General features: G+C 62.2%; 25 protein-coding genes. 12 read left to right on the forward strand and 13 right to left on the reverse strand.

Annotation, left to right across the window (positions count from 1 at the left end; genetic code table 11):
* Position 1 precedes the first annotated feature (1 nt).
* The 4 genes from modA to mepA all read right to left on the reverse strand — a co-directional run bounded on the left by modA (position 2) and on the right by mepA (position 2,777).
* Positions 2-787, reverse strand: coding sequence for a molybdate ABC transporter substrate-binding protein (modA, locus tag AB8A50_RS24210; protein ID WP_439079160.1), 786 nt, complete (start codon positions 785-787; stop codon positions 2-4).
* A 192-nt stretch (positions 788-979) separates the two neighbouring features.
* Positions 980-1,477, reverse strand: a complete 498-nt coding sequence (locus AB8A50_RS24215) for a hypothetical protein (RefSeq protein ID WP_231078305.1) — start codon at positions 1,475-1,477, stop codon at positions 980-982.
* Positions 1,478-1,479: 2 nt separating this feature from the next.
* Positions 1,480-1,689: a TOBE domain-containing protein gene (locus tag AB8A50_RS24220; RefSeq protein ID WP_089262895.1), complete on the reverse strand. Its 210-nt coding sequence runs from the start codon at positions 1,687-1,689 to the stop codon at positions 1,480-1,482.
* Between the two features lie 152 nt (positions 1,690-1,841).
* Positions 1,842-2,777 (reverse strand): penicillin-insensitive murein endopeptidase, encoded by a 936-nt coding sequence (mepA, locus tag AB8A50_RS24225; RefSeq protein ID WP_439079161.1) that lies wholly within the window; start codon positions 2,775-2,777, stop codon positions 1,842-1,844.
* A 378-nt stretch (positions 2,778-3,155) separates the two neighbouring features.
* Between mepA and AB8A50_RS24230 the strand changes: the two genes are divergently transcribed.
* Complete coding sequence (locus AB8A50_RS24230; protein WP_092140036.1) at positions 3,156-5,390, forward strand: putative bifunctional diguanylate cyclase/phosphodiesterase; 2,235 nt, start codon at positions 3,156-3,158, stop codon at positions 5,388-5,390.
* A 480-nt stretch (positions 5,391-5,870) separates the two neighbouring features.
* Here AB8A50_RS24230 and AB8A50_RS24235 read toward each other — a convergent pair whose 3' ends face one another.
* Positions 5,871-6,779: a LysR family transcriptional regulator gene (locus AB8A50_RS24235; RefSeq protein ID WP_439079162.1), complete on the reverse strand. Its 909-nt coding sequence runs from the start codon at positions 6,777-6,779 to the stop codon at positions 5,871-5,873.
* Between the two features lie 131 nt (positions 6,780-6,910).
* Between AB8A50_RS24235 and AB8A50_RS24240 the strand changes: the two genes are divergently transcribed.
* From AB8A50_RS24240 to AB8A50_RS24260, 5 genes are read left to right on the forward strand one after another with little or no spacing between them, the layout of a single operon-like run.
* Positions 6,911-7,693 (forward strand): amino acid ABC transporter ATP-binding protein, encoded by a 783-nt coding sequence (locus AB8A50_RS24240; RefSeq protein ID WP_439080027.1) that lies wholly within the window; start codon positions 6,911-6,913, stop codon positions 7,691-7,693.
* Between the two features lie 5 nt (positions 7,694-7,698).
* Positions 7,699-8,496: an ABC transporter substrate-binding protein gene (locus AB8A50_RS24245; RefSeq protein WP_439079163.1), complete on the forward strand. Its 798-nt coding sequence runs from the start codon at positions 7,699-7,701 to the stop codon at positions 8,494-8,496.
* Between the two features lie 9 nt (positions 8,497-8,505).
* Entirely contained in the window at positions 8,506-9,171 is a 666-nt protein-coding gene (locus AB8A50_RS24250; protein WP_439079164.1) for an amino acid ABC transporter permease, read from the forward strand.
* On the forward strand, positions 9,158-10,417 hold the full coding sequence (locus AB8A50_RS24255) for a M20/M25/M40 family metallo-hydrolase (protein ID WP_439079165.1): 1,260 nt from the start codon (positions 9,158-9,160) through the stop codon (positions 10,415-10,417). The genes AB8A50_RS24250 and AB8A50_RS24255 overlap by 14 nt, the downstream gene beginning before the upstream one ends.
* Positions 10,414-11,349: an arginase family protein gene (locus AB8A50_RS24260; protein WP_439079166.1), complete on the forward strand. Its 936-nt coding sequence runs from the start codon at positions 10,414-10,416 to the stop codon at positions 11,347-11,349. Before AB8A50_RS24255 ends, AB8A50_RS24260 begins: the two co-directional genes overlap by 4 nt.
* A gap of 204 nt (positions 11,350-11,553) precedes the next feature.
* Here AB8A50_RS24260 and AB8A50_RS24265 read toward each other — a convergent pair whose 3' ends face one another.
* From AB8A50_RS24265 to AB8A50_RS24275, 3 genes are all read right to left on the reverse strand, one after another.
* Complete coding sequence (locus AB8A50_RS24265) at positions 11,554-12,531, reverse strand: Bug family tripartite tricarboxylate transporter substrate binding protein (protein WP_176454493.1); 978 nt, start codon at positions 12,529-12,531, stop codon at positions 11,554-11,556.
* Between the two features lie 154 nt (positions 12,532-12,685).
* Positions 12,686-13,909 (reverse strand): FAD-dependent oxidoreductase, encoded by a 1,224-nt coding sequence (locus AB8A50_RS24270; RefSeq protein ID WP_439079167.1) that lies wholly within the window; start codon positions 13,907-13,909, stop codon positions 12,686-12,688.
* Between the two features lie 86 nt (positions 13,910-13,995).
* Positions 13,996-14,382 carry a cupin gene (locus AB8A50_RS24275; RefSeq protein WP_068733870.1) on the reverse strand — a complete coding sequence of 129 codons (387 nt, stop codon included), beginning with the start codon at positions 14,380-14,382 and terminating at the stop codon, positions 13,996-13,998.
* Between the two features lie 205 nt (positions 14,383-14,587).
* Between AB8A50_RS24275 and AB8A50_RS24280 the strand changes: the two genes are divergently transcribed.
* Positions 14,588-15,499, forward strand: a complete 912-nt coding sequence (locus AB8A50_RS24280; RefSeq protein ID WP_439079168.1) for a LysR substrate-binding domain-containing protein — start codon at positions 14,588-14,590, stop codon at positions 15,497-15,499.
* Between the two features lie 126 nt (positions 15,500-15,625).
* On the opposite strand, the gene AB8A50_RS24285 is transcribed toward AB8A50_RS24280, so the two are convergent.
* Positions 15,626-16,165, reverse strand: a complete 540-nt coding sequence (locus AB8A50_RS24285) for a DUF6428 family protein (RefSeq protein ID WP_439079169.1) — start codon at positions 16,163-16,165, stop codon at positions 15,626-15,628.
* A 42-nt stretch (positions 16,166-16,207) separates the two neighbouring features.
* On the opposite strand from AB8A50_RS24285, the gene AB8A50_RS24290 reads away from it, so the two are divergent.
* The 4 genes from AB8A50_RS24290 to AB8A50_RS24305 are packed head-to-tail and all read left to right on the forward strand — an operon-like array spanning position 16,208 to position 19,264.
* On the forward strand, positions 16,208-16,561 hold the full coding sequence (locus tag AB8A50_RS24290) for an ArsR/SmtB family transcription factor (RefSeq protein ID WP_439057006.1): 354 nt from the start codon (positions 16,208-16,210) through the stop codon (positions 16,559-16,561).
* Positions 16,554-17,006: an arsenate reductase (glutaredoxin) gene (gene arsC / locus AB8A50_RS24295; RefSeq protein WP_439079170.1), complete on the forward strand. Its 453-nt coding sequence runs from the start codon at positions 16,554-16,556 to the stop codon at positions 17,004-17,006. The genes AB8A50_RS24290 and arsC overlap by 8 nt, the downstream gene beginning before the upstream one ends.
* 31 nt (positions 17,007-17,037) lie before the next feature.
* On the forward strand, positions 17,038-18,069 hold the full coding sequence (gene arsB / locus AB8A50_RS24300) for an ACR3 family arsenite efflux transporter (protein WP_439080028.1): 1,032 nt from the start codon (positions 17,038-17,040) through the stop codon (positions 18,067-18,069).
* Position 18,070: 1 nt separating this feature from the next.
* The gene (locus tag AB8A50_RS24305) at positions 18,071-19,264 is read left to right on the forward strand and encodes an MFS transporter (RefSeq protein WP_439079171.1); all 1,194 of its coding nucleotides are present in this window, start codon (positions 18,071-18,073) and stop codon (positions 19,262-19,264) included.
* A 72-nt stretch (positions 19,265-19,336) separates the two neighbouring features.
* Here the strand turns inward: AB8A50_RS24305 and AB8A50_RS24310 are convergent, their stop codons facing one another.
* The 4 genes from AB8A50_RS24310 to lepA form a co-directional block, all read right to left on the reverse strand.
* The gene (locus AB8A50_RS24310; RefSeq protein ID WP_089262875.1) at positions 19,337-20,554 is read right to left on the reverse strand and encodes an ABC transporter substrate-binding protein; all 1,218 of its coding nucleotides are present in this window, start codon (positions 20,552-20,554) and stop codon (positions 19,337-19,339) included.
* A 148-nt stretch (positions 20,555-20,702) separates the two neighbouring features.
* Positions 20,703-21,236 (reverse strand): hypothetical protein, encoded by a 534-nt coding sequence (locus AB8A50_RS24315; protein WP_439079172.1) that lies wholly within the window; start codon positions 21,234-21,236, stop codon positions 20,703-20,705.
* 65 nt (positions 21,237-21,301) lie between these two features.
* Positions 21,302-21,649, reverse strand: coding sequence for a DUF1801 domain-containing protein (locus tag AB8A50_RS24320; protein WP_244558204.1), 348 nt, complete (start codon positions 21,647-21,649; stop codon positions 21,302-21,304).
* 152 nt (positions 21,650-21,801) lie between these two features.
* Complete coding sequence (lepA, locus tag AB8A50_RS24325; RefSeq protein ID WP_439079173.1) at positions 21,802-23,607, reverse strand: translation elongation factor 4; 1,806 nt, start codon at positions 23,605-23,607, stop codon at positions 21,802-21,804.
* A 126-nt stretch (positions 23,608-23,733) separates the two neighbouring features.
* Between lepA and AB8A50_RS24330 the strand changes: the two genes are divergently transcribed.
* Positions 23,734-25,365 carry a glycosyltransferase family 39 protein gene (locus AB8A50_RS24330; protein ID WP_439079174.1) on the forward strand — a complete coding sequence of 544 codons (1,632 nt, stop codon included), beginning with the start codon at positions 23,734-23,736 and terminating at the stop codon, positions 25,363-25,365.
* Positions 25,366-25,390: the final 25 nt, after the last annotated feature.

A 25,390-nucleotide genomic window follows, 5' to 3' on the forward strand; every position in this document is an offset into this window, starting at 1 on the left:
GTCAGGACGTCGGCTTGACCAAGAACGTGAAGCCGTACTTCTCAAGAACCGTCTTTGCGGCCGATGACCTCAGGAAGGTCAGGTAGTCGGCAGCTTCGGTCTTCGCGGTGGTGGTCGCCGCGACCGGATAGATGATCGCCGGGTGCGAGTCCGAGGGGAAGGTGCCGATGATCTTCACGCCCGGATCGATCTTGGCATCGGTCGCATAGACGATGCCAAGCGGAGCTTCACCGCGTGAGACCAGCATCAGCGCAGCGCGCACGCTCTCGGCCATGGCGAATTTCGACTCGGCGGCGGTCCAGCTGCCGAGCTTCTCAAGCGCGGCCTTTGCGTATTTGCCGACCGGGACCGACTTCACATCGCCGGTGGCGATCTTGCCGTCACCGGCGAGCTTGGCGAGATCGAAGCCTTGACCGATGGTGACGTTGTCGAGCTTGGCGTCCTTTGCGGCGATCAGCACGATGCTGTTGCCGAGCAGGTCGGTGCGCGTGGCGACGTTGATGTTCTTTTTGCCGATGGCGTAGTCCATCCAGTCGGTGTCGGCGGACACGAAGACGTCGGCCGGCGCGCCCTGTTCGATCTGCTTGGCGAGCGCCGAGCTTGCAGCATAGCTGGCGGTGATCTTCACGCCGGTCTTGGCAGTGTAGGCGGCATCGAGCTCGTCGAGCGCGTTCTTCATCGACGCTGCGGCGAACACGGTGAGGGTTTTGTCCTGCGCATGGGCAGGCGTGAAGGTCGATCCGAGCAGGATCGAGAACGCAGCGAAAAGTCCGGCAAAACGGTTCATGTGGCGCTCCATGCGTGAGCACAGCGCAAAGTGCGCGCAACTCAGGCGTTGGTTGGGTGGGACATGCGACAGGCGGAAGCGCCGTTCCGGCAATCCCGAGGACTTACGGTCCGCAGGGATATCGCTGGGGAATAATATCAGGCTGGCCAAGGGGGTAAAGGCCCTTGGGCGCGGAGGCCTCTAAGGCTGCCGTCACTCGGACGGCAGCACGGCCAAGCTGATGGTGTTTTCAGTCACGCCGCTGACCTGGATCACAAACGGACCTGCCGCAAGATCGTACTTCATGGTCTTGCGGATGCCGGCGCAGTCGGTCGCGCCGCTGAACTCCATCGGCTTCAGGATTTCGCCATCCTGGACCACGTCGACCCACGCCGCCGCCGACAGGCTGACGGTGTATGTGCCAGCCTTCGGCGCCTTCTGGAAGCGCGCAAAGCCTGCAAATGTGCCGTCTTTCGGCTTTCGCTCTGGAGACGTCGGCAGCTTCGCCTCAGCGGGTGTCTTCAAATCAAGGATCGCTGCGGCGGGAATTGCGAGGTCGGCGCCAGAGGCAATCTTGAGGCGATCTTGCGCCGTCAGTGCGGCGCGCTCCTTGTCGATCGGCCACTTGAACTTGTCACAGCCGCTGGGCTCGGCAGCCCATGCAGGCGCCGAACCGAGCAGTATGAGCGCGACAATCAGACGCGCATACATAATCAATCCACCGCGATCATGACGTCGGAGGCTTTCACCACGACGATGCATTTGCCGCCGGCCTTGAGCGCCAGATCGTCAACGGCTTCGTTGGTGATCGACGAGGTCACGACCTGGCCGCCGCCGATGTCGACGCGGACATGCGAGGTGGTCGCGCCCTTGGTCACTTCGAGGACGGTACCCTTGATCTGGTTGCGTGCACTGATGCGCATGTTGGATCTCGCAGGATTGGGCCGGGCAGCTGACAGCCGCGGCTGATATGGAAGGAGTGCGGGAGGGGCGTCCGTTGTTGATCGTCGGCTTACGGCACAACGATGGCGTGTTCTAACCCGGTTTCACGACAATGCGATAGCCAGTCGGCCGATCACGGTGCCGTCAGAACCTGTCGGCACGCAGCCGGCATTTCTGCGAGCGTCATCGGCGGCTTCGGCTTGGGCGGAACCGGCGGCGGTTTCGGATGCAGTACGGCATCGCTGAACCAGTAAGCCAGATCGCCGGCGCTGCAGCCCTCGGAATCAGTCGGCGGTGGCTGGGCTTCGCATTCGGCACTGCCGACCGGGCATTTGATGCGGACATGGAAATGATAATCATGGCCGTACATCGGCCGCACCTTCGACAGCCAGCTGCGGTCGCCTTTGGCCTCGCGGCACAGCGCCTTCTTGATGGCGGCGTTGACGAAGATGCGCTCCACGCTGGGCTCCACCGCCGCGGCGCGGATCACCGGCAGATGGGACGGCGTCCAGGTAGTCGGATCGATGTCGAGCCGGTCGTGCCGCACCATCATCACCGCCGACATCTCCTCGCGCTCGTTGCGCGAGAGCTGGCGGTTCGGCATCGGCGTCAGCCAGATATCGGCATCAAGCCCGACCTGATGGCTGGCATGGCCTGTGATCATCGGGCCGCCGCGCGGCTGCGACATGTCACCGACCAGGATGCCTGGCCAGCCGGCGTTCTTGTTAGCCTTGACCGATAGCCGCTCCAGCAGCTCGACGAGTTGCGGATGCGCCCAGTTGCGGTTGCGCGATAGCCGCATCACCTGCCAGGTCGGCCCGTTGATCGGCAGCGCTTCGGCACCTGCGATGCAGCCCTTGGCGTAGAAGCCGACCACGCGCACCGGCGATTTCGTCGGCAGCACCTTGCGGCCGAATAGTTCTTTGGCGCCGATGGCCGGGTCGTTCGGATTGGCCAGCGGCGGCAGCGGTTTCAGATCGACGCTGCCTTTGGTTTGCGCCAACGCCAGCGGCGTTGAAGCAATGACGGCGGGCAGGAATATGAGGCTGAGAATCAGGCGAAGGCTCATGCCGCGACTATAGCTGAAGCTGTCGATGAGGTGAGTGACCTGCGGCACGCATGATTTTAATGCGCGGGTAACCATGTCTGACGCTGGCGCTTTTTTTTGCGTTTGGGTTTGCTGGTCCTCCCGTTGCGACCGGCTCAGTCGTTTTATCAGCGTTTCGAGCCGCTTGCGTCTCTCACTTGGCGGGGATGATCGCGCGTGACCCGGTAACATCCAGACATGGGTAACCATAGGCCCACGGCTTTTGCCTGTTGTGAAGGCATGGGATGTGTACAGGCGCGCAGTTCAGACGGTAATCGGTTGCTGTGAACGGGCATTGATACCGTTTTTTCAGACACTTCTTGCACATATTGTCACACGCGCGTTGCGAGTGGATCATTGATGCCGAAGTTCCGGCCCGAAGCGAAAAAGAAAGCGAAAGCCGGACTGGCGTCTCGGATCACCCGGCCGAGCCGGGCGATTGCGGCTGCGCCGAAGCTGGCGCCGAAAAAGGGTCTTGTCAGCGGTCCCATTCGCGAGATCGTGCGCCAGCGTGCCCAGGCCGAGGCGGCGATCGCGGAAGCGCGTAAATCCCACGAGCGTCTGCGCGAGGCGATCGACATCCTGCCGCAAGGCATCGTGTTTCTCGATTCCGATGGGCGCTACATCCTCTGGAACAAAAAGTACGCGGAAATCTACAACCGCAGCTCGGATCAGTTCGTGCCGGGTGCGCGTCTGCAGGACACGATTCGCGTCGGTGTCGAGCGCGGCGACTATCCTGAAGCCATCGGCCGCGAGGACGAATGGATCGCGGAACGCGTCGCCAAGCTGTTCCATCCAGGTGAGCGCCACGAACAGGTGCTGGCCGACGGCCGCGTCGTCCTGATCGAAGAGCGGCTCACCGAAGACGGCGGTGTCATCGGTCTGCGCGTCGACATCACCGAGCTGAAACAGCGCGAGGCGTCGTTCCGCCTGCTGTTCGAGAGCAATCCGGTGCCGATGATCGTCTGTGCGCTCGATGACGAACGCATCCTCAGCGTCAACGACGCTGCGATCGAACATTACGGTTACACGCGTCCGGAGTTCGAGAAGCTCACCATCCGCCAGTTGCAGGCCTTCGAGGCCGCCCCGCCCTGGGTCGGCGATCACGCCAATGACGAGCAGGCCGCGCGAACCTGGAAACACGTCAAGGCCGACGGCTCGCTGATCGATCTGGCGATCTATTCGCGGCACCTCGTCTACAACGAGGAGCCAGCCGTGATGCTGGCGCTGATGGATATCACGGAGCGCAAGCGTGCTGAGATGCGGCTGGCTTTCATGTCGCATCATGATGGCCTCACCGGCCTGCCGAATCGCAACCTGCTGCGCCAGCGTCTCGACGAGGTCCTCGCACATACGCGGCGCACCGGCGAGAAGGTCGCGGTGCTGTTTCTCGGCCTCGACAACTTCAAGGGCGTCAACGACACGCTCGGCCATGGTATCGGCGACAAGCTGCTGCGCGGCGTGGCGCGGCGGTTGCGGTCGTCATTGCGCGAGGAAGACGCGCTGGCGCGGCTGAATTCCGACGAATTCGCCATCATCCAGACCGGCATCAACCGTCCCGAGGATGTCGTGCTGCTGGCGCGCCGGCTGCTCGACGCCGTCGGTGAGACCTATCTGCTCGACGGTCATTCGGTGGTCATCGGCGCCAGCATCGGCATCGCGATGGCGCCGAGCGATGGCGACGAATCCGAGCGATTGCTCAAGAACGCCGACATGGCGCTGTCGCGCGCCAAGAACGACTCGCGCGGCACCTTCAGCTTCTTCGAGTCCGGCATGGACGCTCGCGCGCAGGCGCGCCGCAAGATCGAGATCGATCTGCGCTCCGCCATTCAGGATGATCAGCTCCGGCCATTCTATCAGCCGCTGATCGATCTCAAGACCGGCCGCATCACCGGCTGCGAGGCGCTGGTGCGCTGGCCGCATGCGGAGCGCGGCATGATCTCGCCGGCGGATTTCATCCCGGTGGCAGAAGACACCGGCCTGATCAATGCGCTCGGCACGCAGATCCTGCGCCGCGCCTGCAACGAGGCCGCGCGCTGGCCCGATGAAGTGCGCGTCGCAGTCAACCTGTCGCCGCTGCAGTTCCGCGTCGGCAATCTGCTCTCGGTGGTGATGGATGCGCTGAAGCATTCCGGATTGCCGCCGCGGCGGCTTGAGCTTGAAATCACCGAGACGCTGCTGCTGGAAAAGAGCAATCAGGTGCTAGCGACCCTGCACGCGCTGCGCGCGCTCGGCGTTCGCATATCCATGGATGATTTCGGCACCGGCTATTCGTCGTTGAGCTATCTCAGAAGCTTTCCGTTCGACAAGATCAAGATCGACCAGTCCTTCGTGCGTGATCTCGGCTCCAATCGCGATGCGCAGGCCATCGTGCGCTCGATCATCAGCCTTGGCATGGGCCTCGGTGTCACCATCACGGCGGAAGGCGTCGAGACAGAATCCGAACTCGCCTGCCTGCGCAGCGAAGGCTGCCATGAAGGGCAGGGCTTCCTGTTCAGCCGGGCGCGGCCGAATGAGGAGATTGTCGAGCTGCTGCGCGCTCAGGCCATTGCTGCGCCGGATGCGGAACTGTCCGTCCGCGCGCAGGTCGCATAAGGCACGCGCCGATCTCCGCTTGGCGAGGGCGCGGACGACCCTTCATCCCGTTTCCCATTGCGAGAATGGAGCGCCGGGAGGCGCCAGGGGTTTGCGAGACCCCTTGAGGCTGGCCTTGCGAGGGCCGGCCCGCACGTCAGCACCGGCGGGATTGCGAGTCCCGCAGGGAAGACGCGCGCGTTACGACATCGGTGGGGGTGCGAAGCCCGCCGAGCGAACGCTGCGCCTCCCGGCGCTCCACCAGCAGCTGCCCGGATGACCGGGTCGCCGCTGCAGTCTGATCGATGCTGTGTGTCATGAGCACGCAGCAACCGATCAGGCTTCAGCGACAATACACCGATCTAGGATTAAAGTCAATTATGCCAAGGGCCCTGCAGCAGAGCGATCCAAGTCGCCGGCCTTTAGGCCACGCGAATGCCCCTTCGCGGCGTAAAGCGGACCTTAATGCGCAGCCGGCGTGAAAGGTGGCTGTAGTCTCATTCAGGATTGGGCAACGTGTGGCGCCGTGTAGTCATCGAGCAGTTTCGCGAACTGTTTGGCAAGCACGCTGAGTTCACCGAGATTGGGCTTCAGCAGGCCCACTTCGTAGAAAACTGACGGCGAAAAGGGCCGGATGACCAGCGCGCTGGTATCGCCGATCCGTCTCAGCGTGTCGGAAATGCTGAGGGCATCCACCAGGCAGATGCCGGCACCCGCGATGACGAGATTGAGTGCAATGGCAAAGAACTCGCATTCGATGGCGGGGTGAAACGGCGTATTGCTGGCCTCGAAGGCGCGCGAAATTGCCGCGTAAGACGTTCGGCTCCCCGAGGTAATGATGAGGTCGCTCCCCTCGAGCAGGTCGGGGGTGAGTGTTTCATGGGCAGTCAGTGCGTGGGTCGCGGGCAACACACATTGCAACGCGAAGCGGTAGCGCTTCAGCACCGTGTTCGTCCGGTCGAACGGCGGTTCGGCAATGCCGACGTCGAAGGCCCGCGATGACACCAGACTGCGGACATTGTCCGAGCTGCGGGTGAGCAATCTGATTTTGGTGTCGGGGCGGTCCCGTCGGAAGCGGCTGATGATTTCCGGGAGCCAGACGATGCCGGGGCCAGGGCTGCTCGCGACCGTCAGGACGCCGCGCTGGCCGGCGGAGATGCCCGCAGCCGCATCCTCCAATTCGGCAAATCCTGCAAGGGCATGAAGGGCTTCTTGCTGCAGCAGTTGGGCTTCGACTGTTGGCACGATGTGTCGGCTTTCGCGCCGAAACAGCACGAAGCCGACATTCTGCTCCAGGCGCTTAAGCGCTGCGCTGACGGCCGGCTGCGAGACGCCGAGCGTGCGCGCGGCCTCGGTGACTGACCGATGCTGCATGACCGCGTTGAAAATCTCGATAAGCCTCAAATCCATAATCTTTACCTATACATTATTTGCTGAAATTTGACGGTAAAAATAACGATCAAGGCGTCGCGGCGCGTAAAATTCATATCTGGCATCAGATTTGCTTATGGATTGGCGTCATTGTTTGGAGTGCCGCCGACATGAATGAAATCAGTTCGCCAATTGCAGGGGCCGAGCCGTTGCTGGTTGCCGAGGCGGTAGTGAAGCAATTCGGTGCCAACACCGTCCTGCGCGGCGTGGACCTGGCCTTGGGCTCGGGTGAATCGACCTGCATCATCGGGCCCAGCGGCTCGGGCAAGACGACGCTGTTGCGCTGCATGGCATTGCTGGAGGCTCCTTCCGACGGACGCATCCTGATGGATGGCATGACGGTGGCGCAAGCGGAGCTGTCATCCAGCGTGCGCGCCTCCGCCAAGAAGGTGCGGCCTGAAATCGGGATGGTGTTCCAGCAGTTCAATCTGTGGCCGCATATGACGGTGCTGCAGAACATCATCGAGGCGCCGATGCGGGTGCGTGGCCTTGGCCGTGACGAGGCCATCGCCATCGCGGAAGCTCTACTGGAAAAAGTCGGCCTGGCAGCGAAGCGCGATAGCTATCCGGCCCGGTTGTCCGGCGGACAGCAACAGCGCGTCGCGATCGCCCGGGCGCTGGCCATGCAGCCCAAGATTCTACTGTTTGATGAGCCGACATCCGCGCTCGATCCGGAATTGCGTCGCGAGGTGCTGCAGGTGATGCGCACGCTGGCGCTCGAAGGCATGACGATGCTCGTCGTCACGCATGAAATGGGCTTTGCGCGCCGCGTCGCCAGTCGCGTCGTCTTTATGGACGAAGGCATGATCGTCGAGCAGGGCATTCCATCGTTTTTCTTTGAGAACCCCACCACCGAACGAGCCAGGCGTTTCCTGACGCATTTTGAGGATTGATGACCATGAAAAGGCTTCTGACACTCGTCGCTACATTGGCGCTCTCGTCACTGACGGCCTATCAGGCCAGCGCCCAACAACTGCAGTCGCATCTCTACGAGATCACCAAGAGCGGCAAGCTCAAGGTCTGCATATGGCCGAATTATTATGCGATCTCGCTGCGTAATCCCGATACCGGCAAGCTCGAAGGCATCGATATCGACCTGTCGGAAGAACTCGCTAAGGATCTCGGTGCCAAGCTAGAATATGTCGAGACCTCGTTCAGCACTTTCATTGCCGATCTGCAGGCTAACAAATGCGACCTCGGCATGTTCGGCGTCGGCGCCACTATGAAGCGCGCGCAGGCCGTCGCCTTCACGCAGCCCTATCTGATCAGCGGCGTTTACGTTGTGGCCTACAAGGACGGCAAGGTGAAGACCTGGGCTGATCTCGACAAGCCCGGCGTCAATATCGCGGTGCCCCTCGGCAGCTACATCGAGCCGTTCATGCGCGGCTATCTGAAGAACGCCAAGCTGGTCGCCATCGCGCCACCGAACACCACGCAGGCCGAGTTGATGGCGCATCGCGTCGATGCCATCGCCACCGATTACCCGGCATCGACCAAGATGAATGCCCAGTTCGACTGGTCGATGACGCTGGCGCCGCCGGAGCCACTGTCCGTCACGCCCTATGCCTATGTGATGAACCAGGGCGACCAGATCTGGCTGAACTACATGAATCTGTTCGTCCAGAATATCAAGCTCGATGGACGGCTGAAGGCCGCCGCCGAGAAGAACAAGCTCGGCCCGATCGTCGCGCCATAAGGCCATCCAATGCAGAGCTACAGCTTTCGCTGGGACGTCATCCCGAGGAATTTTGGTTTTCTCGCCGACGGCATCGAGATGACCCTTTTTTTGTCGGTCGTCACGCTGATTGTGGCAACCGTGCTTGGGCTGGTGATCGCACTCATGCAGATGTCGCGGTTTCGCATTGCGCGGATCGCGGCTCTGACCGTGGGTGAGATCATCCGCAACACACCCATCCTGGTGCAGTTGCTCTGGGTCTATTACGTGCTGCCGATCGTGTTCAATATCCAGATCGACGCGTTGTCTGCGTCGATCCTCGGCCTTTCGCTGTATTCTGCGGTGTTCATCTCCGAGGTCTTCCGGGCCGGTATCGCGACCGTTCCTGTCGGCCATCGCGAGGCTGCGCAGGTTCTCGGTCTCACGCTGCTGCAAAGCTTCGTGCGAATCGTCGGACCACAGGCCATTCGCAGCGTGCTGCCTCCGCTGGCGGCAAACTTCGTGCAGCTCATCAAGTATTCCTCGCTGGCTTCCGTGATCTCGGTCAGTGAAGTGACGCGGCGCGGCATGGAGCTGTCGTCATCGACCTTCCGTCCACTGGAGATCTTCACCTTCATCGGGCTGATCTATTTCGTGATCTGCTGGCCGCTGACCCATTCGATCCGGATCTGGGAGGCACGCCTTGCCAAGCGTTGATGAAGCCCGCCATGCGGTTGCGCGTGACCGCGTCGGGCAAGTGATCGATCTGGCGCTGCCGTTGATTGCCACGCCCTCGCCAAATCCGAACGGTGACACGCGCGTGGTTGCAGCCCTCGCCGCAGATCTGATCCGGACGCATGTACCTGGCGCCGAGATCGAGCTGCATCCCGGTTCATCCGAAATCGTCAACGTGGTTGCGCGCGTGCGCGGCGCGGGCCCCGGCCGCCGCGTCGTGTTTAATGGCCATCTCGACACCTATCCGGTCGGCACGCTGGCGCAGTGGTCGGTCAATCCGGCCGGCGAGGTGCGGGACGGCCGCCTCTATGGCCGCGGCGCCGCCGATATGAAAGGAGGCATCGCGGCATCCATTGTTGCGATGGCTGCATTGGCCGAACAGCGCGCTCATTGGAGCGGCGAAGCCGTGCTGACATTGGCGGGCGACGAAGAGACGATGGGTCCGCTCGGGACCAAGCTTCTGCTCGATCGGGTCCCTCACGTCAGCGGTGCCGCGACGATCATCGGCGATGCCGGATCGCCGATGGTGGCGCGCTTCGGCGAGAAGGGATTCATCTGGATCGATATCACTGCGAAGGGTAAGGCGGCCCATGGCGCCCATGTGCATCTCGGCATGAACGCGCTCGACCGATTGCGTGTTGCTCTGGATCGCGTGAGCGCCTTGCGCGATCTGCCAGTCGACATGCCGGACCAGGTCCGCAAAGCAATTGCCGACGCCAAAGCCATCTCCGAGCCACTTTGCGGAGCCGGCGAAGCGGACGTACTGTCGGCCGTCACGGCCAATATCGGCGTTGTATCGGGCGGCACGTCGCCCAATCTGGTGCCGTCCACCGCGCATGCCGCGGTCGATATCCGTCTGCCGGTGGGTGTGACAGCAAAGACCGTTCTTGCCAGCCTGAAACAGGGGCTCGATCTGCCTGGCATCACATGGAACGTATTGCGCTGCTTCGAGCCGAATTACACCAGCCCGGACAACGAGCTTATACGTCATTGCGCAAGGGCCGCAGCCGACGTGATGGGAATGGCACCGGCGGTGAACATGCGCGTCGGCGGCTCGGACTCGCGCTGGTTTCGAATGGCAGGCATCCCTACCGTTGTTTACGGCCCGACACCCTACAATATGGGCGCGCCTGACGAATATGCGGATATCTCCGAATTGGGCATCGTCTCCCGCGTGCACGCGCTGACGGCTTTTGATTTTCTAACGAAAGAAGCGAGTGGCACATGAGCGAAGCGGCAGAGTTCATCGGTCCGGAAACCTTCATGGGCTTGCCCGCAGGCCTGCCGCAGCCGGGATGCCGAGCGGCGATTCTTGGCGTGCCGTTCGATTGCGGCACGCATCCGTTCCGGGTCGGTGCTCGGCAGGGGCCACTGGAAGTGCGCCGCGAGTCGCGGCTCATTCGCCGCTATCATCCTTCGCTCGCCGATGTCGACGTGTTGTCGCTGCTCGGCGCGGTCGATGCCGGCGACGTCGCGCTGGTGCCCGGTCGCATCGACGACGCGTTCGTGCGGATTGAGGCGGCGGCCGCGCGCATTGTCGAGACCGGCGCGGTACCCATCGGCATCGGCGGCGATGGCTCGGTCTCCCTGCCGCTGATGCGGGCCGCAGCGCGAAAGCACAAGGGTCTGGTCGCGCTGCACATCGACAGTCACACTGATGCCTATCCCTATACGCCGGACGATCGCTACAACGCAGCGACACAGTTCACCAATGCGGCGCAGGAAGGCCTGGTGGACGCCTCGTCGTCCTGGCACATCGGCGTTCGCGGCTTCACCTATTGCTCCGGCGTGCTGGAACACACCCGCGGGCTCGGCTTCCGCGTCATCACCATCGAGGACCTGATGCGCCGCGGCTTCGCGCAGACTGTTGCGGAGTTCAGTGACACGGTCGCTGGGCGGCCGGTCTATCTGTGCTGGGACATGGACGTGTTCGATCCCTCCGTAGCCCCGGGCGTCTGCACGCCGGCGTGGGGCGGTCTCACGGCCCGCGAAGGAATCGAACTGTTGCGCAGTCTGTCAGGCCTGAACATTGTCGCGATGGACTTCAACACGGTCAGTCCGCCACAGGACGTCAACGGGATGGCCGCGCAACTGTGCTCCCATATGATTATGGAAGCACTCGTACTGCTGGCGGCCAATCTGGGACTCTTGCCCGATTGAAACTTCGCCCCCCCACAAGCTGCCATCGCCCGGGAAGGCGAACGATCCAGTCCATGCCGGCGCTTTGGATCAGCATGGCCGCCGTGGCACTAGGGCGCCCGAAAGCCGGGCCGCTGCTGCCACCGAACAGGCTTCAGCGGCAATACACCGATCTAGGACTAAAGTCTTGGCATGGCCCGGATCGTCCCGTATGCGGAAGATTCCCTAGTTGGAAATCTTCGCTTTCGAGCGCTTCACGATATTTTCCATCCGCGCAGAATCCTTGGCGATAACAGCTCCGAACTGATCGGGCTTGTCCGCGATCACGGTCAAACCAAGGCCTTCCAGGCGAGCCGAAACAGTTGAATCTCGCAACGCCTCCACGATCGATGTGTTGAGCTTCTCAATCACGTCCTTGGGGGTCGCCGATGGAGCGACAAAGCCGTACCAGTTGCCCGCGAGGAGATCGGGATAGCCTGCCTGCGGTGACGTCGGCACATTGGGCAGCTGTTTGCTTGGTTCAGGCGCGGTCACGACGATGGGCCTCAGCGCTCCGCTTTGTACCTGCTGGACCGTGTTCGACAGATTATCGCACATCATGGACACCTGACCACCGATGACATCCTGAAGTGCCGGAGCTGCGCCCTGATACGGGATGTGGACGGCATCGATGCCTTCGAGCACCTTCAGCGTCTCGCCGCACAGATGGCTCGTGCTGCCGATACCGGCTGACGCAAATGTCAGCTTGCCCGGCTCGGCCTTGGCCAGCGCCACCAGTTCCTTCAGCGAGTTCGCCTTGACCGACGGATTGACGACCAGGATGTTCGGCGTCGAAGCGCCATTGGTGATGGGCGCGAAATCCTTTTCGGAATTATAGGCGGGCTTTTCATAGATCCACGGATTGATCGCCATCATGCCGGTTGTCGCGAGCAGAATCGTATAGCCATCCGCCGGCGAAGCGGCGACGCGAGCCGCCCCGATCGAGCCGTTGGCGCCGCCGCGGTTCTCGATGATCACGGTGACGCCGAGCGACTTCGACATCAGCGGAGCCACTAGTCGTGGAATCGCGTCCGCCGTGCTTCCAGCCGGATAAGGGACCACGATTGTGATCATTTTTTCCGGAAAGCCGGCCGCTGCCGCGCCGGGCACGCCCAAGGCGACAGGCGCTACCAGCGCCGCCAGAAGAAACGTCGTCCACTTCATCCGTAAATCCTTGCTTGGCATTCTGAAACTCCTGCATGACATCTTGGGAACCATGGTGTTGGCTCCTCCAGGCTTACTGGCGCTTCCACTGCCGCGGTTCTTATCCAGCCGAGTGACCGGTTGCCGTCGACATCGTCTCAGAGAGAGTTGCTGATCACCCCGGGTGGTGCTCAGCCACATGCAACGCACCGGCCCGCTCAAGCGAGTCGAGCATCGCGATCCGGCGCAATAGCGCTCGTGCCTTTTCCGGATCGGCGGCTGCTGCGCGAATGTCGTCGCGGAAACGCGCACGATCGGCTTCGTCTTTCGCTTCGAGGTTCTTCTTGTTGCGGATGGTGTCGCCCTGAATGGCCTGCATCGTGACCGTCCGGCGCTGCAGATCGTAATCGGCAAGAATGCTCTCATCAGCCGCGCCGTTGATGACCGGACCCAGCTTCGCGGTCAGGTTCAATGCATCATGAATGCCGCCATTCATGCCCATGCCGCCGAGCGGGTTGTTGATATGGGCGGCGTCACCGGCCAGAAACGTGCGGCCTTTCTGGAAATTCGCGGCCACGCGCTGGTGCACACGATAGAGCGTCGTGTGGAGGATGGGGGCGTCCAGCTCTGCGGGAACGATCCGCCGGATCGACGCCGTCACATAGGCTTCGGACAGTGCTTCCTCATCGGATGTTTCCGCGGCCACCGGCATCATCACGCGCCATGCGCCGAGGATACGCAGAAGGAAGTACCAGCGTTCGGGATCGGCGACATAGCTGACCGACGAGACGCCCGGCCGAAGCGCGGTGAAATCGACCGGTGTCGTCATCACCAGGAAACGCTCGGGCCAGGTGAAGCCCTCGAATTCCATATCCTGGCTGCGGCGGACGATGCTGTTCGCACCATCGGCGCCGATCAGCCAGGCGCATTCATGCGTGGTGTCGTGGCCGTTGGCCGTGACCACCACCTTGACGGTATCGCTGGTCTGCTCGACCGATTTAACCTCGCTGCCGAACGCGATCGAGAACAGCGGATTGCCGGACAGGGCGTCCAGAATGATGCGTGTGAGCTTGAATTGCTCGGCTTGCAGACGGAACGGATGCCGCACCAGATCGGAGATCGCCGCGAAATCGAATGTTCCGAGCGCACCGTCTTCGGACGAGCTGTACTGGACCGTCGGTGCCTTCAGCCCCTGTGCAATCAACGTGCTGGCGAAACCGAGATCGTCGAGCATGTCCAGCGTGGGCGGATGGAACGTCGATGCGCGCGACTCGCTGCTCAGCGCGTCGTTCTTCTCGAGCACCAGAACCGGAATGTTCTGTCGCACCAGATCTGCGGCAGCCACCATGCCGACCGGCCCTGCACCGGCGATGATGACGGGAAGCTTCGCATTACTCATATCAAGACCTCTTGCGGGGATTTCAGGGAGCATCGGCTCTGATCGGCGGCCCCTCTAAGAGGCTGCCGTCATCATCTCTGTGGCTCTCAGGCGGGATCGTAGTAGTGCATTTCGAGAAGCAGGCAGCCGCCCTCGGATTTGAACGGACCATGCCACGCGCCTGGCGGTCTGACGGCGTAGGTGTAGCCGGCGAACGGCGTGCCGCCTTGCCCGTTCTCGTCATTGCCAACGATCAGGTCGCCGGAGACGAGAAAGACTTCTTCCCAGTGGTCGTGAACGATCTGCTGTGTGGTGAAGAGACCCGGAGGGAACTTCAGCAATCGCGTCCGGCTGCCGCGTTTGTTCGCGGTATCGAGCGATCCGGACAGGATCTTCTCCAGCGCGCCCGACGCGGGATCGTAGCCCTCGGGCAATTGCCAGCCGCTCTCCATGTCGAGCGTGTGGAATTCGTCATGCAATTTGTTGACTGCCACTGATGTGCTCCTTGAAGTTGATGACCGAAGCACCTGTGCGGGGCACCGCGCTGCAGTCTGCATGTCTTGAGACCGTTGCCGGGGCGTGACCTCGCCAGAGGTCGCCGCCCGCCATGACTTTTGTCATCCGCGGGGAGATTGTTGCCTTGTGCTTAGGCGTGCAAACAATTTAATCTGCGGACATCTTGCGTTTTTGGAATGAACTATGCGCCGCAGAATACCGAGCCTCGGCGCGCTGATGGCGTTCAGCGCGGCTGCCAAACACCTCAGCGTCACGCGTGCCGCCAGCGAACTCGCGCTGACCGAAAGTGCGGTGTCGCGCCAGATTGCGCAGCTGGAGACGCAGCTCGGCGTGAAACTGTTTCATCGGATCAAGAAACGCATCACGTTGACGCGGGCAGGGGCGGCCTACAGCACCCGCGTGGCGCAGACGATCGAGCGGATCGAGCGCGATGCGCTCGAGATCATGGGCTATGAGGCCGACGGCATGGTTCTGGACGTCGCGGCGCTGCCCACTGTCGGCGCCCAGTGGCTCATTCCGCGCCTGCCGGACTTCTATGCGCGCCATCCCGGCGTCGCCGTCAATGTGAGCGCGCGCAACACGCGCTTCTTCTTCAGCGAGACCGCGCTCGATGGCGCGCTGTACTTCGGCGAACCGGACTGGCCGGGCACGCAGGCCGACTATCTGTTCGATGAAATTCTTCTGCCGGTCGGATCGCCGACGCTGATCGGCAGGCGCGGCGAATTGCCGCCGAGCGAGGTCGCCGAGCTGCGGCTTCTGCATCTCGTCACTCGCGCCGATGCATGGCGTCGCTGGTTCGATGCTGCGGAGCTCGGCGGCACGAATGTGATCCGCGGGCCGCGTTTCGATATCCAGTCCACTTTGATAAGCGCGGCAAGCTCGGGTCTTGGTGTTGCCCTGCTTCCCGAATTCCTGATTTCCGACCAACTCAGGTCGGGCAAATTGAAGGTGTTGTCGAGCCTGACCCTGAAAAGCGTCGGCTCGTACTATTTCGCCTGCCCGGAGGAGAAAGCCGGGAATCCTTTGCTGCAGGCATTCCGGGCGTGGTTGCTGTCGCAAGCCCAGGCGTCTGCGCATCCCGGCTCCTCGCCATGAGCTTTGCCAAAAGAGACTGGTCGCCTCGCGGATCGACGCAGCGCAACGATAGCGAGCGGCAAAGGATGATGATTGTGGGCTCTACCGCGTACGATCGTCACAGGTCTCCGGTCTGAACCGCGGCGTCTACCGGCAGCACGTGCTTTTGGACGATACCGGCGCGCAGCATGCACTGGCTTCCTTCTGCGCCTCCAGCCAGCGGTCGCGTGGCTTGCAACTCGCCGGACGCGGGGCAAGCGTCACCGTGAGAACGTCGCCCTGTATGTGCGGGGTATCCGCGCAGTGTAGTTGCATCGGCGCGACGCCATCGCTCACTTCGAAGGTCAGCCGCGCATTGGCATCGAGAGCGACATGGTCGGAGACTTTCCGGATGATGGCCGCGAACTTTCCGGCGGTCATATGGGTCCGGTCGCCTTCGACGATGTCCCACAGCTGCACGAAGATCTCCGACCACGCTTCGGGATTGCCGCCGCAATCAAGCGCGGAAAAGGCGCCCGCCTTGACTTCGGTGATGTGGTAGCCCGGCTGAATGCTGTGACCGCCATAGGTGAACACCAAAGGCAATGCCGGTGCCGCGTCGCAGGCGGCGAGGAGCGCCCCGATGCTGATGTCGTCGGCGGCGATCTGCGGCGAAGTCGGAATTTCCGGCTTGGCAAGGTTCAGCATCGATGTTACTCCATGATTCGATATTTTTAGGATTATTGAAATATGGAAGAACGTCAAGCCCTGTCGGCTTTCGCAGCCCTGTCGCAGGAGACGCGACTTCGCATCGTGCGCCTGCTCGTGCAGGCCGGTCCCGCCGGGATGCCGGCCGGCGCCATCGCGGAGGCGGCAGGCGTGTCGGCCTCGAATGTGTCCTTCCATCTGAAGGAGCTGACCCAGGCTGGCCTTGCCAGCGCGAAGCGGGAGGCCCGCTCGATTGTCTACACCGCCGATTACGACGCGCTGTCGGGCCTCATCCAGTTTCTGATGCGGGATTGCTGCGCGGGTCATCCCGACATCTGTATGCCGGCCACGGCGTCCGCATGCATGTCGGATGGCAAGGAGCTGTCACGTGCCTGATAGCGTCGACGTCATCATCTATCACAACCCGGATTGCGGCACCTCGCGCAACACGCTGGCCATGATCCGCAATGCCGGCATCGAGCCACACATCATCGAGTATCTGAAGACACCGCCGTCGCGGGTCATGCTCGTTCAGTTGCTCGCGCGCGCCGGCATGTCGGTGCGCGACGTCCTGCGCGAGAAGGGAACGCCCTATGCCGAGCTGGGCCTCTCCGACGCCAGTCTGACCGACGCGCAGTTGCTCGACGCCATCGAAGCCCATCCGGTTCTGATGAACCGCCCGATCGTGGTCTCGGTGCTCGGCGTGAGGATCTGCCGGCCATCTGAAGCGGTTCTGGACATCATGCCCACTCCGCAGCTTGGAGCGTTCTCGAAAGAGGATGGCGACCGGGTCGTGGATGCGAGCGGCCAGCGGATCGCAGGACAACGTCATGACCAGTGAAGTCATTGGCAGGCCGGTTTCCGCTCCGGCGATGGGCTTGTTCGAGCGCTATCTCACGATCTGGGTCGGTCTCTGCATCGTCGTCGGCATTCTGCTGGGCCGATGGATGCCGGCCGTTTTCCATGCGCTGGGCTCGGCGGAGATTGCACAGGTCAATCTGCCGGTGGCTGTCCTCGTCTGGCTGATGATCATTCCCATGCTGCTCAAGGTGGACCTCGGAGCGCTCGGTCACGTTGGCGCACACTGGCGCGGCATTGCCGCGACCGTCGGAATCAACTGGCTGGTGAAGCCGTTCTCGATGGCGCTTCTCGCCTGGCTGTTCATCGGCCATCTGTTCAGGCCGTATCTGCCCGCGGACCAGATCGATAGCTATACGGCCGGTCTGATTCTGCTTGCCGCTGCGCCTTGTACGGCGATGGTGTTTGTCTGGTCGAACCTGGTCGATGGCGAGCCAAATTTCACGCTGGGACAGGTCGCGCTCAACGATACCATCATGGTGGTTGCCTTCGCGCCGATCGTTGGCCTTCTGCTCGGACTGTCATCCATCACCGTGCCTTGGGGCACGTTGCTGTTGTCCGTCCTGCTCTACATCATCGTGCCTGTGGCGATCGCGCAACTCTGGCGGCGCGCATTGTTGGCGAGGGGAGGCGAGGCGGCGTTATCGCAGGCGCTGTCGCTACTCGGTCCGGTATCGCTGATCGCGCTCCTGTTGACCCTAGTGCTGTTGTTCGGCCTGCAGGGCGAGCAGATCACCCGGCAACCGATGGTCATTGCGCTGCTTGCCGTCCCGATCCTGATCCAGGTCTATTTCAATGCCGGTCTCGCCTACTGGCTCAACCGCCGCCTCGGCGTCGCCTGGTGCGTGGCCGGTCCTTCCGCCCTGATCGGCGCATCGAACTTCTTCGAGCTCGCCGTGGCCGCAGCGATCGCACTGTTCGGCTTTCAATCGGGCGCAGCACTGGCAACGGTCGTCGGCGTTCTGATCGAGGTGCCGGTGATGCTCTCCGTGGTTCACATCGTGAAGGCGACACGGGACTGGTACGAGCGGGGAGCTGTGAACTGAGGTGGCAGTCGTTCGTTGGCAAGTCGTATCCGCGCTCGGTACGACGCAGACACTGGCATGGGCTTCCAGCTACTATGTTCCGGCCGTATTCGCGAATCCCATTTGCGACGACCTGCATCTGTCCAGGACTTGGTTCTTCGCCATGTTCTCCGTGGCGCTGCTGGTGTCGGGTTTGCTCGGGCCGCTCGCCGGCCGCATGATCGACCGCAGCGGTGGCCGGGACGTGCTTGTCGGCACCAATCTGATGTTTGCGGCGGGGCTAGCCTTGCTTGCGGTTGCAACGGGACCGATCACGCTTGCCCTGGCCTGGCTGGTCATCGGCGCCGGCATGGGTTTCGGCCTGTATGAGGCTGCGTTTGCGACGGTTGCGGGATTGTGGGGACGACAGGCCCGCAGTGCGATCACCGGCATCACCCTGTTCGCCGGCTTTGCGAGTACCATCGGCTGGCCCCTCAGTGCCGCGATGATCGATGCCTTCGGCTGGCGTGGCGCCTGCTTCGCATGGGCCGCGTTGCACATCGTCATCGGTCTGCCGCTCAACCGCTTTCTCGTTCCGAAGGCGCCGCCGCATGCGCATCTGGATGAGCCTGCCGTCCCCACATCAGGCATTCCATGGGCGATGATCGTTCTGGCGGGCGTCTTTGGTGCGACCTGGTTTGTCACCACCGCATTTGCCGCGCACATGCCGCGCCTGCTGGAAGCGCTCGGCGCCACCCCGGCGCAGGCCGTGCTCGCCGGGGCTTTGATGGGACCTGCGCAAGTCGCGGCCCGGATCGGGGAATTCGGTCTGCTACGACATGCGTCGGCGATGATATCCGCACGCCTGGCCGCGGGCCTGCATCCCGTCGGCGCCGGATTGCTGATCCTGTTCGGAGCGCCAGTCGCGCTGCCATTCGCCCTTCTGCACGGCGCCGGCAATGGCCTGTTCACGATCGCGCGCGGGACGCTTCCGCTGGCCATGTTTGGCGCCGTCGGATACGGCATGCGAACCGGCTGGCTGGCCGCGCCGGCGCGCATCCTGCAGGGTGCAGCGCCGCTGCTGTTCGGCCTTGTGCTGGATCACGGTGGCCCGCGCGTCGCGCTGGCGCTCACAGGCGGGCTGACGTCGCTCGCGTTCCTGGCGCTGTTCTGGTTGAGGGCTCCGGTGGCGAAGCCGGAAACTGGCGTCCTCGTTCAAAATCCGATGAAGAATTGACGTGCTCCATCGACCGGTTGGCCTGTGGTGGGTCGACCGCCCGGCGGGCCGGGCGATCGAACTCGTCAGCGGTTACTGCTTCACATACTGGCAGCCGCCGTCCTTCATCGGACGGAACACCTGATCGCCGGGGACCTCCGCGAGCACCTTGTAGTAATCCCACGGCGCCTTGGATTCTTCCGGCTTCTTCACTTCGAGCAGGAACATGCTGTGCACCATGCGGCCGTCCTCGCGCAGGACGCCGTTATCGGTGAAGGCGTCGCGCACCGGCATCTCGCGCATCTTCGCCAGCACCGGCTTGGTGGCGCGGGTACCTGCGGCCTGCACCGATTTGAGATAGTGCAGAGTCGCGCTGTAGGTCGCCGCCTGGTTCATGGTCGGCATCCGCTTCATCTTGTCGAAGAACTTCTTGCCGAAGGCGCGGGTGCGATCGTTGAGATCCCAGTAATAGGCCTCGGTGATGATCAGCCCCTGCGCCATCTTCAGGCCGAGCGAGTGGATGTCGGAGATGAACATCACGATGCCTGCGAGCTTCTGGCCGCCGGCGACGATGCCGAATTCCGACGCCTGCTTGATGGTGTTGATGGTGTCGCCACCGCCATTGGCCATGCCGATGATCTTGGCCTTGGACGATTGTGCCTGCAGCAGGAAGGACGAGAAGTCCGCCGTGTTCAGCGGATGCTTGGCGCTGCCGACCACCTTGCCGCCCGCGGCGCGCACCACGTCGCCGGTGTCACGTTCGATGGAATGACCGAACAGATAGTCCGCTGTGATGAAGTACCAGGAGTCGCCGCCCTGCTTGACTATGGCGCTGCCGACGGTGTGAGCGTTGCCGTAGGTGTCGTAGGTCCAGTGCGCGGTATATGGCGAGCACGACTTGCCGGTGATGTCCGACGACGCGGCGTCGGTGACGATCATGATCTTCTCGAACTGCTTCGACATCTCCATGCCGGCCAGCGCAGTGGCCGATGTCGGCATGTCGATGATCATGTCGACATTCTCGGCCTCATACCATTTGCGCGAGATGGTGGCGGCGACGTCGGCTTTGTTCAGCGCATCGGCGGTGACCAGTTCGATCGGCTTGTCGAACATCTTGCCGCCGAATTCCTCGATGGCGATCTTCGCTGCCTCGACATTGCCCTGGCCGCCGATGTCGGCATAGACCGAGGCGAAGTCGGCGAGCACGCCGATCTTGAGCGGAAGCGTGTTGGCCTGCTGGGCCAGCGCGGAAGCGCCAAAAAGCAGCGAAACAGCAAACGTCGTAGCCGCAACCGTGCGGTGCGCGATCATTCAATCCTCCCCAAATTTTCATACGCGCCGTTTTCGGCGTCGTGGGACGCAGCATGAGGGGCGAAGGGCGGGGAGGCAAGGGCGGCGTGGGGGATGTTTGGTCGCAGAAATCTGCCGCATTGCGGTGGGCGGAAAATTAGACCGGCGGCTAGCTCCGGCCGCGTCTTGCTTTGACGAAGGAGCTCAGCCGGCTGAACGTCGTTGGTTCAAAAATGCAGATCGCCAGCAGGATGAGCCAGGCCACACAGAACAGGGGTAGCGGATGGCTTGTCGCGGGCCACAAATCCCAAATCACATAGGCTTGCGCAATTCCCGGAAGGAACATGGTCAGGAGCAAAGCGGTGAGCAGCGGGAGGTGGCTGAAAGTATAGAAGAAGGTGCAGGCATAGATCAGCATAGTGAGCCACAAGAGCCAGGTAAGGCTGGTTAGCCAGATCACGTCCCCGAGATAATGCGCGACGGCGTAGGCCCCAATGAAGACGACGATCGTGGCAATCACACCGTCTGGATTGTAGTGGAATACGGCCAGTGCGGCTGCGGCAATAGACAGTGCATCGACGAACCATCCGCGCGCCGTGTCATAGCGGCGTGCGAGATTGTCGGGACAGATCTCTGGAATGCAATTTCCACTCATCGGGAATGGGTCGTCGCAATTGGCGGATCCGTTCATTTTCAGCCGCAAGCGGAAGCGCCGAAAAGCCGCGAAACGGCAAGCGTCGTGGCAGAATCCGCTCAATCTCGCGGTGCCTATGAGCACGGCTTGCGTTTGCTTCGGTGATAGGTGAGCGCCAGTCCGACGCAATGGCGCAGAGCGATTTCGGGAGGGTCGTCGTCGAGGCTGAGGATGATGCTTCGGTTACCGCCGTAGTTCAGGCCTTCGGGATACAGCGAGCGAAACGTTTCAACCAGATTGGTATTGCAGTTGAAGTAGATCGCGTACCGGTTGGTGTCCTTGATCCGGTCGATCCGGATGGTGCTGCCGCTTCCGGTTGCCGCCGTGAGATAACTCGGCTGATTCCACTTCAGCGTCTCTTCGAGCGGGCCTACGCCTTCGATCCCCGCGGCGGTCTCGAAGATCAGTTGCCGGAGCGCCAAGAGCCTGGCCTTGATCGCCGGCGGATGCTGGTCGAATGCTGCTTTGACAGCTGGATCTGAAAAGCCTTGGGGAGGTCGCTTCGCCGTTCTGTTCGCATCCCGTATCGCAGTCATATGCGGTACCTCTGGTCAGAACGGCGGGCGGTTGATCCTCAGCTATCCACCTTCAGCGCCGCAATAAACGCTTCCTGCGGGATGTCGACCTTGCCGAACTGCCGCATCTTCTTCTTACCTTCCTTCTGCTTCTCCAGAAGTTTGCGCTTGCGGCTGATATCACCGCCATAGCACTTCGCGGTCACGTCCTTGCGCAGCGCGCGGACGGTTTCGCGGGCAATCACCTTGCCGCCGATCGCCGCCTGGATCGGGATGACGAACATGTGCGGTGGGATCAGTTCCTTCATCTTCTCGACCATGGCGCGGCCACGGCCTTCGGCGCGGGTGCGATGCACGAGCATCGACAGCGCGTCGACCGGCTCGGCATTGACCAGGATCTGCATCTTGACGAGATCGGCGGCCTTGTAGTCGGTCAGATGATAGTCGAACGAGGCGTAGCCCTTCGAGATCGATTTCAGGCGATCGTAGAAATCGAACACCACTTCGTTGAGCGGCAGCTCGTATTTCACCATCGCGCGGGCGCCCACGTAAGTGAGTTCTTTCTGATTGCCGCGGCGTTCCTGACAGAGCTTCAGCACGCTGCCGAGATATTCATCGGGCGTCAGGATCGTGGCTTCGATCCACGGCTCCTGGATCTCGGCGATCTTCACCACGTCCGGCATGTCGATCGGATTGTGGATCTCGATCTCCTCGCCATCGGTGAGGTGCATCTTGTAGATCACGCTTGGCGCGGTCGCGATCAGGTTGAGATCGAACTCGCGGCTCAGGCGCTCCTGGATGATTTCCAGATGCAGCAGACCGAGAAAGCCGCAGCGGAAGCCGAAGCCCAGCGCAGCCGAGGTTTCCATTTCGAAGGAGAATGACGCGTCGTTCAGCCGCAGCTTGCCCATGGCGGCGCGCAGCGTCTCGAAGTCGTCGGCATCGACCGGGAACAACCCGCAGAACACCACGGGGATCGCGGGCTTGAAGCCCGGCAACATGTCGGTGACCGGCTTGCGATCGTCGGTGATGGTGTCGCCGACGCGGGTATCGGCGACTTCCTTGATGGCGGCCGTAATGAAGCCGATCTCGCCGGGACCGAGTTCGTCCACATTGACCATCTTCGGCGTGAAGTAGCCGACGCGCTCGACATCATAGGCGGCGTTGGTGCCCATCATGCGGACGCGCTGGCCCTTCTTCATGACGCCGTCGACGACGCGGATGAGGACGACGACGCCGAGATAGACGTCGTACCAGCTATCGACCAACAGCGCCTTCAGCGTGGCGTCGCGGTCACCCTTCGGTGGCGGCAGCCGGTGCACGATGGCTTCCAGCACGTCAGGCACGCCCAGACCTGTTTTTGCCGAGATCATCAACGCGTCTGAGGCGTCGATGCCGATGACGTCCTCGATCTGCTTCTTCACCTGCTCGGGTTCTGCCGCGGGCAGATCGACCTTGTTGAGGATCGGCACAATTTCGAGATTGGCGTCGAGTGCGTGATAGACGTTGGCGAGCGTCTGCGCTTCCACGCCCTGTGAGGCGTCGACCACCAGCAGCGCGCCCTCGCAGGCGGCCAGCGAACGCGAGACCTCGTAGGCGAAGTCGACGTGGCCGGGCGTGTCCATCAGGTTGAAGATGTAATCCTTGCCGTCCTTGGCCTTGTAATGCAGGCGGACGGTCTGCGCCTTGATGGTGATGCCGCGCTCGCGCTCGATATCCATCGAATCGAGCACCTGCTCCTTCATCTCGCGCGCCTGCAACCCGCCGGTGATCTGGATCAGGCGGTCGGCCAGCGTCGATTTGCCATGGTCGATATGGGCGACGATGGAGAAGTTGCGAACGTTCGAAATCGGGGAGGTTGTCATGCGCGCGGGATAGCATTCAGGCCCCGATGCGGCAACCTTAATGCGGGTTTCGGCCTGATTCCCGGCCCTGTTTCCGTCACGGCATCCTGATTTTACTCCGGCCCGAAACACGCTAGGCAGGGGCCCATGAGTACAATCGCTTCCTCTACCCCCGCCAAACGCCGGGGCTTGCTGTCGATCGGCCGCCGCGGCGCTGCGCGGCTCGTTGCCTGGGCGTGTGATCCGCAATTGAGCGTCCTGCTGGTGCTCGGCTTCACAATCGCCCATGTGGTGCTGTGGACCGCGATCCTGACCCAGGTGAAGGCGGCGCAGGACATCCATTTCGACGTCTCCGAGGGCTATGCCTGGGGGCAGAAGTTCCTGATGGGCTACGGCAAGCATCCGCCGCTGTCGGGCTGGATTTCGGGCGTCTGGTTCAGATTTTTCCCGCCGGTGGACTGGGCGACCTATCTGCTCGCCATGGTCACGGTCGGCATCGGCATGATCCTTTGCTGGGCGATCGCGCTGCGCGTGGTCGATCGCCGCCGTGCCTTTTTCGTGCTGCTGATGGTCGCGATCTATCCGATCTTCAATTTCAAGGGCTTCAAATACAATCCGGACCTGCTGCAGCTGGTAACTTTGCCGCTGGTGGTGCTCGCCTATTTGCACGCGTTCGAGAAGCGCTCGATCCGCTCGGGCTTCCTGCTTGGCCTCGCCGCTGCGCTGGCGCTGATGACCAAATACTGGGTGGTGACGATGATCGGCGCCATCGGTCTGGCCGCGCTGATCCATCCGCAGCGGATGCTGTTCCTGCGATCGCCGGCACCATGGATCGCCATCGCGACGATGGCGGCGGCGATGATTCCGCATCTCGAGTGGGTGCGGCAGGTGGAATACGCGCCATTTCGTTATGCCGGCAATACCTATGCGATCTCGTCACGCTGGGAGAGTTTGCAGCTGGCGTGGGGCTATGTCGGCCATAACGTCGCGCTGCTGCTGTTGCCGCTGGTGCTGGCCGCTGCGGTGCTGGCTTGGGGCCCACGCTGGTGGGTGTCGGTAGCGCGCGATCCCCGCGCATTCGTCAGGCGGCCGTGGTCACTGACGACCAATCCCGGTGTCCGCAAGGATCAGGCCCTGAATATCTGGCTGATCCAGGCCATCGTCGCCGTCGGCCCGCCGATCGGCGCGCTGTTGTTTGACATCTACATCAAGACGGATTGGGGCATCTCGCTGTTCTTCCTGGTGCCGCTGGCGGTCATTGCGATCCCGGCGCTGAAGATGCCGCGGGTCGCGCTGGTACGGCTCGCCGCGATCTGGCTGGTGCTGTCGCTGGTCACGCTCGCCGCCGCACCGCAGATCGCCATCGCGTCACTGCCGCGCGATGCCAACGGCAATTTCGCTCACATCTCCTACTCGCAACTCGCGCGCGAACTCACCGAAGTCTGGCACAAGCGCTTCCACACGCGCTGGAGCGAGGTCGTGGGCTTCGTCGATGTTGCCGAGCAGATGACGTTCTACAGTCCCGATCATCCGCTGCCGCTGACGCCTTACGAGCCATGGCCGTCAGGCGTGACGTCGATGGCCGAAGCGAAGCGTAACGGCTTCATCGGAATCTGCATGGTCGGTGACTGGAAATTCGATCGCTGCGAAGCGTGGATGAAGGACAATCTCCCGAATGCCGAACGCATCGTGATGTCGACGCGACGCTTCTTCAAGGGCAATGTCGGCACGACCACGCGGTGGAATGTCTATGTGGTGGCGCCTGGCGCGATGAAATAGCCGTTCGCTGACGAAGCAGCTTTCG

The sequence above is a fragment of the Tardiphaga sp. 841_E9_N1_2 genome (assembly GCF_051811065.1).
Lineage (GTDB): Bacteria > Pseudomonadota > Alphaproteobacteria > Rhizobiales > Xanthobacteraceae > Tardiphaga > Tardiphaga robiniae.

Excerpts from the sequence above, each read along its gene's own strand:
- AB8A50_RS24280 (WP_439079168.1), top strand. The coding sequence starts at position 14,588 with ATGCGCCGCAGAATACCGAGCCTCGGCGCGCTGATGGCGTTCAGCGCG.
- AB8A50_RS24245 (WP_439079163.1), top strand. The coding sequence starts at position 7,699 with ATGAAAAGGCTTCTGACACTCGTCGCTACATTGGCGCTCTCGTCACTG.
- AB8A50_RS24235 (WP_439079162.1), bottom strand. The coding sequence starts at position 6,779 with ATGGATTTGAGGCTTATCGAGATTTTCAACGCGGTCATGCAGCATCGG.
- AB8A50_RS24330 (WP_439079174.1), top strand. The coding sequence starts at position 23,734 with ATGAGTACAATCGCTTCCTCTACCCCCGCCAAACGCCGGGGCTTGCTG.
- AB8A50_RS24240 (WP_439080027.1), top strand. The coding sequence starts at position 6,911 with ATGAATGAAATCAGTTCGCCAATTGCAGGGGCCGAGCCGTTGCTGGTT.
- AB8A50_RS24220 (WP_089262895.1), bottom strand. The coding sequence starts at position 1,689 with ATGCGCATCAGTGCACGCAACCAGATCAAGGGTACCGTCCTCGAAGTG.
- arsB (WP_439080028.1), top strand. The coding sequence starts at position 17,038 with ATGGGCTTGTTCGAGCGCTATCTCACGATCTGGGTCGGTCTCTGCATC.
- AB8A50_RS24285 (WP_439079169.1), bottom strand. The coding sequence starts at position 16,165 with ATGCTGAACCTTGCCAAGCCGGAAATTCCGACTTCGCCGCAGATCGCC.
- AB8A50_RS24230 (WP_092140036.1), top strand. The coding sequence starts at position 3,156 with ATGCCGAAGTTCCGGCCCGAAGCGAAAAAGAAAGCGAAAGCCGGACTG.
- AB8A50_RS24265 (WP_176454493.1), bottom strand. The coding sequence starts at position 12,531 with ATGAAGTGGACGACGTTTCTTCTGGCGGCGCTGGTAGCGCCTGTCGCC.
- AB8A50_RS24270 (WP_439079167.1), bottom strand. The coding sequence starts at position 13,909 with ATGAGTAATGCGAAGCTTCCCGTCATCATCGCCGGTGCAGGGCCGGTC.
- AB8A50_RS24310 (WP_089262875.1), bottom strand. The coding sequence starts at position 20,554 with ATGATCGCGCACCGCACGGTTGCGGCTACGACGTTTGCTGTTTCGCTG.
- AB8A50_RS24215 (WP_231078305.1), bottom strand. The coding sequence starts at position 1,477 with ATGTATGCGCGTCTGATTGTCGCGCTCATACTGCTCGGTTCGGCGCCT.
- AB8A50_RS24260 (WP_439079166.1), top strand. The coding sequence starts at position 10,414 with ATGAGCGAAGCGGCAGAGTTCATCGGTCCGGAAACCTTCATGGGCTTG.
- AB8A50_RS24290 (WP_439057006.1), top strand. The coding sequence starts at position 16,208 with ATGGAAGAACGTCAAGCCCTGTCGGCTTTCGCAGCCCTGTCGCAGGAG.
- lepA (WP_439079173.1), bottom strand. The coding sequence starts at position 23,607 with ATGACAACCTCCCCGATTTCGAACGTTCGCAACTTCTCCATCGTCGCC.
- AB8A50_RS24250 (WP_439079164.1), top strand. The coding sequence starts at position 8,506 with ATGCAGAGCTACAGCTTTCGCTGGGACGTCATCCCGAGGAATTTTGGT.
- mepA (WP_439079161.1), bottom strand. The coding sequence starts at position 2,777 with ATGAGCCTTCGCCTGATTCTCAGCCTCATATTCCTGCCCGCCGTCATT.
- modA (WP_439079160.1), bottom strand. The coding sequence starts at position 787 with ATGAACCGTTTTGCCGGACTTTTCGCTGCGTTCTCGATCCTGCTCGGA.